Below are 12933 nucleotides of genomic sequence, written 5' to 3'. Positions count from 1 at the left end.
GAAGCTATATGTCGAAAAATAAATTGAATATTGGGATTATAGGCTGTGGTGGGATCGCCAATCAAAAGCATCTTCCATCACTTGCAAAAGTTAGTCACTTAGGTGAAATGACAGCATTCTGCGATATTGTAGAAGAAAGGGCGATAAAAGCAGCACAGGAATATGGTACAAAAAATGCAAAGGTGTATACAGATTATAAGGAGCTATTACAGGACGACGCAATCGATGTTGTTCATGTCCTAACACCTAATCTTCAACATTCTTTTATCACGGTGGACGCACTTGAAGCAGGTAAGCATGTCATGTGTGAGAAACCGATGGCGATCAATTCTAAAGAAGCACAGGATATGATTGATGCTGCAAATCGCACAGGTAAAAAGTTGACAATCGGTTATCAAAATCGCTTCCGTGATGATTCACAGGTGCTTTATAAAGCATCTCGCGCAGGAGAGTTTGGTGATGTATATTTTGCAAAGGCACATGCGATTCGTAGACGAGGAGTACCGACATGGGGTGTGTTTCTTGACGTCGAGCAACAAGGCGGTGGGCCCTTAATTGACATAGGTACACATGCATTAGATTTAACTCTTTGGTGCATGGACAACTATAAGCCTCAATCTGTAACGGGTTCCGTATTTCATAAGCTAGCTAATAAGCATGAAGGGAACTTATTTGGTCCTTGGGATGTGGACACATTTGGTGTAGAGGATTCTGCATTTGGGTTTATTAAGATGCAAAACGGAGCAACCATTATACTGGAATGCTCGTGGGCTTTAAATACAACAGACGTACGGGAAGCCATGACAACCTTGTGTGGAACAGAAGGTGGAGCAGAGATGAAAGGAAACCCTTCGGCAGATGGAGGGGAACTAGTTTTCAATAGCACGAAATACGGAAAGTTAGTTGAAACAAAACCTGCGACTGGCGGGGGAATCGCTTATTTTGATACAAGTGCAGAAGACCCTGGTGTACTAGAAGCGAGACAATGGTTAGAATGTATTATCAACGATACAGAACCACTAGTGAAACCAGAGCAAGCATTTGTTGTAACGCAAATTTTAGAAGCCATTTATACTTCTGCGAAAACAGGAAAGACGATTGAATTTACTGAAGAAAAATTGTCAACGAGTACCTCTTATTCAATAAATGTATAAAACAAAAAAATGATTGAGATCCTACGGGGGTTTCAATCATTTTTTTTTATCGTTTAGGAAATTATAAAATTCTTGAACTGTGGATAAGCTCACGACATCCAGCTCCAGCGCCTAGCCCCTCGAGGTCATAAGCTAATTTAGAATTGAAGGCAAAGAACGCCTTCTATTCTAAATCATCTTATTTGCCTGAGGTTGATCAAGGCGCTTGCGCTTTTGTTCCTTGTGCGCTATTAAAGGATAAACCAATGATTAGGATGTATTGGAATTCATAGTTTGAGAGAAGTTCTATCCCTCGTTTTCGAACCACCCCTGATAGGTCTGAAAAGTGGTAGCATAATGTCATCTTTACGGTAGGTAAGGGCTTACATTTCTTATATGATAGGGATAGTTAAGAAAGTAATTTAATAAGAAGGGAGAAGGGATATGGCAGAACTATTAGTTAAGAAAAAGAAGATGGGGTTGTTCGCTTCTGAAAAAGAGATTGGTGTAACACGTGGTATGAAGCTAAAAAAGGTGAAGCGATATAGGGTTCTCTTTTTAATGACATTGCCTGGTATCATTTATTTACTTATTAACAATTATTTGCCGATGCTCGGAGTAGTCATTGCATTTAAAAACTATAATGCGATAGATGGCTTTTTCGGAAGTGAATGGATTGGCTTTAAAAATTTCGAATACCTTTTCAAAACAGAGGACGCATTAATTATTACGAGAAATACACTTCTGTATAATACTACTTTTATTTTCCTAAATACTATATTTGCATTAGGTTTAGCGATCTTTTTAAATGAAATTAAAAATAAGCTAGCATCACGCTTTTACCAAAGCGTTGTCATTCTTCCACATTTAATCTCAACGGTTATTGTTGGATTCTTAGTATTTGCATTACTTAGTGTGGAAAACGGTTTTGTAAATAAAACATTGCTACCTTTAGTAGGAATGGATCCCATCTCCTGGTATAGTGAGTCACAATATTGGCCATATATCCTTACCTTTGTAAACATGTGGAAAAATATCGGTTATCTATGTGTCGTGTATTTAGCAGCTATTATTGGAATTGATAAAGAATACTACGAAGCTGCTGATCTTGATGGCGCGAGCAAATGGAAGCAAATCCGCTACATCACAATTCCGATGATTACTCCTATTATTACAATTATGACACTTTTAGCAATCGGTCGTATATTCTATGCAGACTTTGGCTTGTTCTACCAAGTACCACTCAATGCAGGTGCAATCCAGTCCACGACAGATGTTATTGATACTTATGTATATCGTGCCTTATTAAATACTGGTGATATCGGAATGTCATCGGCTGCCGGAATGTATCAATCATTAGTAGGTTTTATACTCGTAATGCTTTCTAACTATATTGTTAGGAAAAGAAGTAAGGAAAATGCTTTATTCTAATAGGAGGTGCTACCATTGAACAAATTGAATAAAACACCTTGGCTGGCACATGCTGTATTAATCGTTGCCGTGATAGCGTGTATATTACCGTTCCTACTATTATTTATGTCATCTATAACAGACCAAAAGATGCTTCTAAAAGAGGGATATACATTTTTTCCTAGCAAACTAAGTTTAGATGCCTATGAATTTTTATTTGCTAATCTATCAATGATAGGAAATGCTTATGGAATTACAGCTTTAGTAACCATTATTGGGACAACCCTAGGTCTTGCTTTAACTTCCTTGATCGCTTATCCGTTATCAAGAAAGGATTTGCCGTTACGTAAATATCTAGCGATGTTTGTATTTTTCACAATGCTCTTTAATGGAGGCCTAGTACCAACTTATTTAGTCTATACACAATTGCTAGATATTAAGGATACGATCTGGGCGCTTATTTTGCCGAACTTCTTAATGAATGCGTTTTATGTATTCTTAATGAGAACATTCTTTGAACAATCGATTCCTTTTTCTCTTGTAGAATCAGCCTACATGGATGGAGCAGGAGAATTTAAGATCTTTTCGAAGATAATCTTACCACTCTCGACACCAGTGCTGGCAACTGTAGGCTTATTCCAGGCTTTATTATATTGGAATGATTGGTTCAATAGTTTGATTTATATTAACAACCCAGATTTATATAGCGTTCAGTTCCTATTAAATAAAATTTTGTTAGATATTCAGTTTTTAAGCAGCAGCAGCCTTGGATCCTCAGCAGCCAGTGAGGCACTCTCGAATATTCCAACAGAAACTGTGCAAATGGCAATGGCTTTTGTAGGTGTTTTGCCAATCATGATTGCTTATCCATTTTTCCAAAAGTATTTTGTCAAAGGATTAACGATTGGTGCAGTTAAATAAGCTATACTCGGTATAAAACCGGTAAGCATAAAAATAAATAAAAAACAGGGGGATTGAAATGAGAAAGATATTGAAAAGCTTAAAGCTCGTCCTCGTAATCGGTATTGCTGCAACAATGGTTCTAGCAGGTTGTTCAAAAAATTCATCATCAAGTGAGAGCGGTGACAATTCAGGTGAACCATATGAAATCAACATGCTTTTCCCGATTAATGGTACAGAACAAGGTTTGGAAGAAGTAGTAAGTGAAATTAATAAAATCACAAAGGAAAAAATTAATGCAACTGTGAATATAAAAACAACAAGCTGGGCTGCCTGGACACAACAAAGTAACCTAGCCCTAGTTGGTGGTGATAAGTTAGATATTATCATGACACTTTCAAGTACTTTGGGCACACAAGTATCAAAGGGGTTTTTACTTCCTCTTGATGAATTATTAGAAAGCAATGGCCAAGGTGTTGTTGATGCAATGGATCCTGATTACTTAAAGGCAGCTTCTGTTGATGGAAAGGTTTACGCTCTTCCTAGTATACGTGATATGGCTGCATCCTACGGTTTCATGATGCGTCAAGACATTTTAGATAAGTATAAAATTGACGTTACGACTGTGAAAACACTTGATGAAGTAGAAGCTGTTTTTAAAACAATTAAAGAAAATGAACCAGGCATGACTCCGCTTGTAATGGATGGTACAAATAGTCCTCTGACCCGTTTCATGCCAGGTATGTATGACAGTTTAGGCGACGGAATCGGTGTTCTACCTGATTTTGACAATGACATGAAAGTGGTTAACTGGTTTGAAACTGAAGAGTATAAAGAATTATTAGATACGATGAGAAAATGGTATTTAGCTGGTTATATTGTGAAGGATGCAGCAACAAACCAAAAACCAGCAGCAACTTTTGTAAAGGCAGATACAGGATTTTCATGGGAAGCAAACTTAAAGCCAGGTGCTGACAGACAGGAATCAGTCATTACATCAAAACCAATGACAAGTGCGGAAATATTGCCTCCAGTCATGACGACGAGTCAAGTAACAGCGATTAATTTCTCGATTGCAAAAAACTCAGAAAATCCAGAAAAAGCGATGGAATTCTTAAATCTACTATACACCGACAAGGATATTATTAACTTATTTGACTGGGGTGTAGAAGGAAAGCATTATGTGAAAACGTCTGAAAATGTAATCGATTATCCAGAAGGTACAGATCCTGCAAAACCACCTTATGGTATTAATCAAGGGTGGATGTTCGGAAATCAATTGCTTTCTTACACTTTTAATGGAGAAGACCCTGATATTTATAAGAAGCTAGAAGAGTTTAATAAGAACGCAGTAAGATCAAAAGCGCTTGGTTTCACATACAATCCTGAACCTGTGAAAACAGAATTAGCTGCCATCAATAATGTTGTGACAGAATATCAACGTGGACTTGAAACAGGTACGCTAGATCCTGAAGAGAATTTACCAAAATTCATTAAAGCGCTTAAGGATGCAGGAATTGATAAAGTTATCGAAGAAAAGCAAAATCAGCTAGATGAATGGGTTAAGAATAATTAACGATTCCAGTAGTAGCGGTCCTAAGGAAATCGATCCTTAGGGCTGTTTTTTAGAGTAGTGTCGGATTGACTATCTACAGAGACTATTTTATTATCGGGGTGAATTTTGTATGGTACGAATAGATGGAAAACTGTATCGCATATGTACATGGATTTATTCTTTCTTTTTTCTCAATATTATATTTCTGATCAGTTGTTTACCAGTAATCACAATATATCCAGCTACAGCTGCCTTGTTTGGTGTTGTTAGAGAATGGGTGAATAAAAAAGAACCACCAATTTACTCAACCTATCGAGACCTATTTAAGGAGAATTTGAAACAAAGCTTTACTGTTGGTATTTTAATGACTCTAATAAGCTTGATTTTGATAGGGGATTTTTATTTATTAACAAAACTAAATACAAGCATGAATCTTTTTATTTTTAGTAGTGTAAGTCTTATTAGTTTTTGCCTATTTGTTACGATACTTTATCTTTTTCCTTTAATGGTAAATAGTCATTACTGTTTAAAAGACCTCATCTTTACATCTTTTAAGTTTGGTCTCTATCGATTTTCAATGACTGTGGCTAACTTAATTGTGTTATCGTGTTGGCTTTATTTTTCACTGACATACTCCTTTTTTCTTCTATTTTTCTTTTTTAGTGTTTCTGCTTTTATGACGTATTGGTTTGCAGGTCAGAAGCTTACAAGACTTGAGAAGGAAAGTAAATCTGCTCCTAGGATTTCTCCATCTCACTTAGGAATGACAGAGTAAAAATTGCGAAGAGGTGTAAAGAATGAATAGTCGGTTAAGAGAAGTGTTGGAGGGAAAAGAAGCGAATTATATTTTGCCGTTTTTTTGGCAACATGGAGAAGATGAGGCTATTTTACGTGAAGAAATAGCACGTATTTTTGAATCAGGAATCAAAGCAGTTTGTGTTGAAGCAAGACCTCATCCAGATTTTTTAGGTCCAAAGTGGTGGAATGATATGGACATTATTATGGATGAGGCAAGAAAACGTGGGATGCGAGTTTGGCTTCTTGATGATGACCACTTTCCGACCGGTCATGCTGCTGGAAGAGTAAAAGATGCTCCAGAAGAGCTTCAACGTTTATTTTTAACTGAGAGCCATATTGATGCAGTAGGCCCAATGAAAAACTCTTCCTTTATCGTTGATGTTCAATCAATGAATCCTGGCTTTTTTAGTGGTGGTGGGGGAAAGCTGGTAGGAGTTGTTGCGGCAAAACGTGATTCCAGTAACGGTGAGCTTACTGGTGAGTGTATTGATCTCGCGTCTTACGTAAAAGAGGGAACACTATACTGGGACATACCCGAAGGATATTGGAGAATTTTTAGGCTGATTGAAACGAGGACAGGTGGAAGTGAAGGTCAAAATGATTATCTCAATCCGCTTGTTGAGGGATCAGTCCGCATTTTAATTGATACAGTGTATGAAGCCTTTTACCTGCGTTATCACAAGGATTTTGGTGAAACATTTGCAGGATTCTTTTCAGATGAACCAGGATTTTATAATGATAAAGAGACTTTTGATTTTCACTCAAAGCCTGGGAAAAAAGGTGTTCCCCTTCCTTGGAGTCCAGACTTACCAGAGCTACTAGAGAAGGAGCTAGGCTTAGATTATCAGATTTACCTTCCACTGTTATGGCATGAGGGGAAAGGTAAGACGTCATCTATTCGATATACCTATATGAATATTGTCAGCAAGCTATATGCGGAGCGGTTTACAAAACAAATCGGCGACTGGTGCCGGAATCATGGTGTCGAATACATCGGGCATGTACTTGAAGATAATAATGTACATACTCGTTTAGGTAGTGGAGCAGGGCACTTCTTCCGTGCATTGTGGGGACAGGATATGTCAGGCTTAGATGTTGTTCTATGGCAGATTGTACCGGGTTTTGATGAAGTTCCGTTTACATGGATAGCTGGTGAAACAGACAGTGAATTTTTCCACTATGGCTTAGCTAAACTAGCTACATCTCTCGGACATATTGATCCAAAAAAACAAGGAAGAACAATGGCTGAGGTCTTTGGAGCTTATGGATGGGCTGAAGGATTAAAGTTAATGAAATGGTTAACAGATCACATGCTAGTTAGAGGTGTAAATTACTTTGTACCACATGCGTTTTCACCAAAGGAATTTCCTGACTCTGATTGTCCGCCACATATGTATGCGCGTGGGAAAAACCCACAATTCCGATATTATAAAGAGCTAAATCATTACACAAACCGTGTCAGTCATTTATTGTCAGGTGGAAGGCATATCGCATCAGCAGCAGTTTTATATCATGCAGAAGCTGAATGGTCAGGTGAATACATGTATTTTCATAAGCCAGTTAAAGAGTTGATGCGTAATCAGATTGATTGCGACGTGATTCCGGCTGATTTAATCTTAGAATCACTCCCAGTGTCGAACAACAAGATCCTTGTAAATAACGAGTCCTTTGATTGTTTAATCATTCCCTATAGTGAAGCTCTACCGAGTGGACTTTTACATCATTTAAAAGAATTGGTTGATCAAGGATTACCTGTCTTATTTATCGAGCGTTTACCTGTGCGCTCAAGTGAAGGAAATGAGGTAACTGAAGTACTTGAAAGCCTATCTACGCATAAGCTTGTTTGGACTGTTTCACTTCAAAATCTAGCGAATTTAATAAAGGAGAAGGAATTTAATAAAATAAAAGTAAAGGGAAATGAGCCTTATTTAAGATTCTACCAGGTGGAACATACTGATATGGATGTATTTATGTTTTCTAACGAGCATCCGAGTGAAAGGATAGAAACAGAGGTATTATTACCTGTTAATGATCGAGTTCTGTTTTATGATGCTTTTACAAATACAACACTTGAGGCAAGTGTTGTAACAGAACATGAGGGAAAACGTATTTCCTTATGCCTTAGTCCTTATGAATCAGTATTGGTAGTAGCGGGAGCAGGAGTAAAAGACATCCAAGCTTCATTTCTAGAAACAGTTATAAAGGAAAAAGCACTAGGTGGCTTTTGGAACATTTCGATTGCCACATCAGAACAATATCCTCGTTTTGAAGAGTTAAAAAATCTTGATTATTTACAAGATTTTAGTCAGGCTGATGCATTACCGACTTTTTCAGGAACATTCCGTTACGAAACATCATTTGAATGGACGGAAGAAGCACAGAGAATATTACTTGATCTCGGGGCTGTTTTTGAAACCGTTGAAGTAACTGTAAATGGACAATCTGCAGGTACACGTATATGTCCACCATATCAAGTAGATATTGGAGAATTGGTTCATGAAGGTAAGAATATACTTACAATCGAAGTAACAAATACTTTGGTAAAGGAACAAAGGGATTTCCTTTCTCGATTTGTCCAACAGGAGCCCAGTGGGTTGCTAGGACCGGTTCGTTTGTTCTACTAGAATTAGTAAAAAAGTACTTCTAAAAACTTCTTACTTAGCGTTTCCGTTTATTCTTGATAATAATCATGACGTTTAAAATAAATTTAGACATTCTAGTTATCACCTTGTCCTCTGCATTCGAATATACTGTAGGAAAAATACAACAGGGTGATGCAGGTGAAAATAGTTAAGTTTTTTACTGACTGGTATCATGCTTATAAGGAGAAACACATCGCCAAAATGAAAGAACAGGGAAAGTGTCCTGTATGCCGTGGGAATGGTTTTGCTACAATAACTAGTCCTTATGCAGGAAATGCAATTGACTGCCATTTGTGTAATGGAACTGGCTTGTATGCCGAATGGGAGAAAAACAAATAAACAAATGAACCTTTTTGAGAACTTCTGACTTAAGTTAGAAGTTTTTTATTTTGTCCTGCATAAAAGTTTCTAGAAAGGGGATGATAAGCAAAGATTTATATTAAATAGGAAAGGGGAATGACCATGAATAAAAAATGGTATCTCATGATGACAAGTATTTTATTAGCAGCGATGGTGTCAGTAGGCTGTAACAATGTGGACCCAGATCCAGCACCTCCAGAAGATGACGCTGGCGTCAATGAAAATGGTACGAATGAAAATGGTGCAAACAATGACGCTAACGATATAATCGAAGGTGAAGAAAACGTACCTGGTGTTGATGAAAATGATACAATCAACAAAGACGATGAAAATGATGCGAACACTGACCCTGAAGATCCAATTGAAGATGTGGAAGATATGGGTGACAATGATAATAAAGATGAATAGGTATATTAGCGAGTCCTCTCTTGAGGGCTTTTTCTTTTTTACAGATAGTCTTTTGCTATAAATTTAGAATAATACATATCGATTTATGGTTTCCTAGCCAAACTAAACGTACTAGAAATTATATTCGAGAATTAACAATTGAATTATTTAATATAGAGAAGATTGAGACACTAATACATAGTCTCTTCTACGTCCACTGGATGAAATTGATATGTTTTTAAATCGATCGTATTATCATTCTTTAAAACAATTCCTTCATCCTCAAGAAATTCTTTTTGGGTAATAAAAGATTCATCATCTCTAAAACCAATTTCCCCTTTCGCATTAATGACTCTATGCCATGGAAGTTGATGTTTAGCGCTCATGGAATGAAGGATTCGTACAACCTGCCGTGCACCTCTTGGACTTCCTGCCAATCTTGCAATTTGTCCATATGTCATGACTTTCCCTGTTGGAATGTTTTTGATGATGGTGATTGCTCTTTCAGTAAAAGAAAGCATGTTATCTACCTCTTTCATTAAGATAATAATTTATAATACTATTCATACGGTTTTAAGGACAGCGTAATTGGGAAAATCATATATAGTAGAATTACTTTGCTTTTGGCACTATGTTGATTGGAAAGGATACGTGAGACTCCTGCAGGAGGCTCCCTGACCGCCCGCTGAAATCAACCAAACCGCTTTACTTGGTAAATAGCAACAAAGTTAGAGAAAACATCCTAAAAAAAGAAAACACGTCCATTTTCCCACTAATTTTCATGTATACTAGACTTTTGAATGTAAATTACATAGAAATAGGTGGATGAATTGAACGGAACTGCACATGCAACAATTGGGGCTGGAGCCGGTTTTATCGTTTCCCAGACAGTTCATGCTGATCCAACTACAACATTATTACTAGTAGGAATGGGTGGAGTGGCAGGACTGATTCCAGACATTGATATTGATGGGAAATTAAGCAACAAAATTACGTTATCACACAAATTAATTCGATCAGTTGCACAATTAATTGGTTTTATGATGATCATCTATATTTTACTTGAAGGAACAGGTGCAGAGCAATGGATGGGGATTGGAGCTGGAGTCTCCATTATTGTCATCTCATCCTTTATAAAGCAACGGCATATGCTAACAATTACTGGTCTTGGAGTGCTTGCAGGAGGGGTTTCATTACAAGAAATCTGGTTGATCTTACTTGGGATCTATATCGTGATCGCTTCTTTTGTTCCACATCGAAGCTATACTCACTCACTATTAGGAATTGGTTATTTTGCCTTCGTCGCTCATTATTTAGAACAAGCTATTTCAATCGAGGGGATTTTTCTTACATGTTTAATCGGATATAGTAGTCATTTAGTTGCCGATATGAAGGTTTTACCTTTTAATAAGCGTGGGGTGAAATTTTTCTTGCCTTTCTCTTCGAAGGAATTTTGAGGATAGGATATAAAAGTGAACCCTTAGTTCATGAAAAATAACTAAGGGTTTTGTCAAATCTAATCTAAAATTTTAACTTCAACTTTTTTTCGTCCCCATTTTTTTGCTTTTGATTCTGATGGAATAAATACATCAATTCTGTTACCAGTTATTGCACCACCAATATCCCCAGCAATGGCTTCACCATAACCTTCTACATGCACTTTAGAACCTAATGGGATTACATCAGGATCAACAGCAATTACCTTTTTATCTGGATTTGCTATTAAGTCAATACCTGTTTTCGTCGTACCAGAACAACCTTCACAGTTTGCAGTATAAGCTGTTGCCGTTACTGTTAACTTTTCTTCAACAGGTTGTTCAGTTGATGCTTTTGAATCAGTTTCAACTTTCGACTTTACCTTTTGCTGTGGTGTAGCTTTTGTTTGTTCTGGTTCTGCATCTTCGGTGTTCACATCTTCAATGATTAACTCGTCACCAGGATGGATAATATGAGAGTCAATTTCATTCAACTCTTTTAACTCATTAATAGAAACGTTATTTTCTTTAGCAATATCCCAAAGAGAATCGCCTTCTACAATTTCATAGTGCTCTTGAAGCTTTAATTTATCTTCAGGATGAATGATATCACCTGATAAGTCATTCCATTCTTTTATATCTTCAACTGACAAACCTTTTTGATCGGCTAGATCCCAAAGAGTGTCGCCTTCTTCTACCGTAACTACTGCTGCAGAAGCGTTCGCTGCAAAGCCTACTGACAATGCCGTAGCTGTTATGATTGATAAAATGCCTTTTTTCATTTTATTTCCTCCTTGTTAGCTTGCTTTATGCTAATCAATGAGTCCTATCTTAACATGAAAAACAGTCTATTAAAGGTCAAGCAGTTAACAGTTCCTTTACGTTGTTACAATTATGTAATAGAAAGGTTACAAACAGTACCATATTTCACCAATATATCCAATATAGGTTAATTTTTACCGATAATATCTATTAAATGAAATTTTATCCGTGTTCAATACGTTACTTTAAAACATGTGATAGATTTGGTTAAACGGTAATTAGTCATATATATATATATAATGGAATAAGAGAGAACTGATTAAATAGGAATAGTAGAATGTAGAGATGAACCCATTATTTTTAGGATGATCAGACTTGAATTTGAAAGTAAAACCCAACTTTTGTACTAATTACGATTGTTTATACTGAATGTACTTCGATTTAGAAATTGATTTATATTAAAATAATCCCCTTATTCACTCTATAAATAGAGAAGATTATTTGTACTCAAGCTATCTCGAGTATTAGGGTTGTAAATAGATTTAAGAAATTCATCCTATTTCCCTTCACACAATCATTATTTAGTTGTAATCATAAATACATATTAGATAAACATTTCTTATCTAAAATAAATTCAGTACTCATATTTTAGTTGGGAGATGACTTAAAATGAACAAGAAATTAATGATAGGAGCAGGTGTTGCATTCACCTTGCTATTTAGTCCACTGCACCAAACATTTGCAGCAGAATCTATAGGTGATGTCAGGAAGGTTGATAATGTCGCTCATCGGGGTGCAGCAGGATATGCACCAGAAAACACAATAGCTGCGTTTGATAAAGCAGTAGAGATGAAAGCTGATTACATTGAAATCGATGTTCAAAGAAGCAAGGATGGAGAATTAGTTATTATTCATGATACAACGGTTAACAGAACAACAGACGGTACTGGGAAAGTTGGAGATTTAACGTTTGCTGAACTTAGAAGCCTTGATGCAGGAAGCTGGAAAGGTGAACAATTTAAGGGAGAAAAAATCCCAACCTTTGCTGAAATCCTTGATCGTTATCATGGTAAGGTTGGGATTTTAATCGAACTAAAAGCACCAGAGCTTTATCCAGGGATAGAAGAAAGTATTGCCCAGGAATTAAAAGCTAGAAACCTAGATGTGCCGCAAAATGAAAAAATTATTATCCAATCATTTAACTTTGAATCTATGAAAATGATGAATCAATTACTTCCAAAAGTACCAATCGGAGTTCTTACATCATCAAAATTACACACAACACCAGAAGCATTACAAGAGTTCTCAACTTATGCAGATTACTTTAACCCTAGCTATGGTATTGTAACAAAAGATTTAGTAGATCAAGTCCACTCAATCGGAATGAAAATTTCATCTTGGACAGTTCGAAGCCAAGAGGCGGCAGATTTCCTTTTAGAAATGGATGTTGATGCGATTATTACAGATTATCCTGATTATGTTGATCCTAGAAACTAATATACTTTATTTTG

General features: G+C 36.6%; 12 protein-coding genes. 10 read left to right on the top strand and 2 right to left on the bottom strand.

From position 1 onward, the window contains the following. Positions 1–8 precede the first annotated feature (8 nt). The 8 genes from I7822_RS02845 (at position 9) to I7822_RS02810 (ending at position 9206) form a co-directional block, all read left to right on the top strand. Positions 9–1154: a Gfo/Idh/MocA family protein gene (locus I7822_RS02845; protein ID WP_207975277.1), complete on the top strand. Its 1146-nt coding sequence runs from the start codon at positions 9–11 to the stop codon at positions 1152–1154. Between the two features lie 498 nt (positions 1155–1652). Next, positions 1653–2564, top strand: coding sequence for an ABC transporter permease (locus I7822_RS02840; protein ID WP_372442098.1), 912 nt, complete (start codon positions 1653–1655; stop codon positions 2562–2564). A 15-nt stretch (positions 2565–2579) separates the two neighbouring features. Further along, positions 2580–3464 carry a carbohydrate ABC transporter permease gene (locus I7822_RS02835; protein ID WP_372442080.1) on the top strand — a complete coding sequence of 295 codons (885 nt, stop codon included), beginning with the start codon at positions 2580–2582 and terminating at the stop codon, positions 3462–3464. Positions 3465–3522: 58 nt separating this feature from the next. Beyond that, the gene (locus tag I7822_RS02830) at positions 3523–5019 is read left to right on the top strand and encodes an ABC transporter substrate-binding protein (protein ID WP_207975276.1); all 1497 of its coding nucleotides are present in this window, start codon (positions 3523–3525) and stop codon (positions 5017–5019) included. 109 nt (positions 5020–5128) lie between these two features. Beyond that, complete coding sequence (locus tag I7822_RS02825) at positions 5129–5773, top strand: YesL family protein (protein ID WP_207975275.1); 645 nt, start codon at positions 5129–5131, stop codon at positions 5771–5773. A 22-nt stretch (positions 5774–5795) separates the two neighbouring features. Next, positions 5796–8420, top strand: coding sequence for a glycosylhydrolase-like jelly roll fold domain-containing protein (locus I7822_RS02820; protein WP_207975274.1), 2625 nt, complete (start codon positions 5796–5798; stop codon positions 8418–8420). A 156-nt stretch (positions 8421–8576) separates the two neighbouring features. Beyond that, positions 8577–8777, top strand: coding sequence for a methionine aminopeptidase (locus I7822_RS02815; RefSeq protein WP_243459234.1), 201 nt, complete (start codon positions 8577–8579; stop codon positions 8775–8777). A 123-nt stretch (positions 8778–8900) separates the two neighbouring features. Beyond that, a complete protein-coding gene (locus I7822_RS02810) occupies positions 8901–9206 on the top strand; it encodes a hypothetical protein (protein ID WP_207975272.1) in 306 nt (101 codons plus the stop codon). A 170-nt stretch (positions 9207–9376) separates the two neighbouring features. Here I7822_RS02810 and I7822_RS02805 read toward each other — a convergent pair whose 3' ends face one another. Next, positions 9377–9706 carry an MGMT family protein gene (locus I7822_RS02805; protein ID WP_207975271.1) on the bottom strand — a complete coding sequence of 110 codons (330 nt, stop codon included), beginning with the start codon at positions 9704–9706 and terminating at the stop codon, positions 9377–9379. A gap of 309 nt (positions 9707–10015) precedes the next feature. On the opposite strand from I7822_RS02805, the gene I7822_RS02800 reads away from it, so the two are divergent. Further along, a complete protein-coding gene (locus I7822_RS02800; RefSeq protein ID WP_207975270.1) occupies positions 10016–10642 on the top strand; it encodes a metal-dependent hydrolase in 627 nt (208 codons plus the stop codon). A 59-nt stretch (positions 10643–10701) separates the two neighbouring features. Here I7822_RS02800 and I7822_RS02795 read toward each other — a convergent pair whose 3' ends face one another. Then, on the bottom strand, positions 10702–11442 hold the full coding sequence (locus I7822_RS02795; protein ID WP_207975269.1) for a LysM peptidoglycan-binding and 3D domain-containing protein: 741 nt from the start codon (positions 11440–11442) through the stop codon (positions 10702–10704). Positions 11443–12091: 649 nt separating this feature from the next. Here I7822_RS02795 and I7822_RS02790 point away from each other — a divergent pair. After that, positions 12092–12919, top strand: coding sequence for a glycerophosphodiester phosphodiesterase (locus I7822_RS02790; RefSeq protein ID WP_207975268.1), 828 nt, complete (start codon positions 12092–12094; stop codon positions 12917–12919). Positions 12920–12933 lie beyond the last annotated feature (14 nt).

Origin of the sequence: Metabacillus bambusae (genome assembly GCF_017497975.1) — a bacterium.
Lineage (GTDB): Bacteria > Bacillota > Bacilli > Bacillales > Bacillaceae > Metabacillus > Metabacillus bambusae.
Note: the sequence above shows the minus strand (reverse complement) of the source record. Positions and strands in the feature narration are given on the sequence as shown.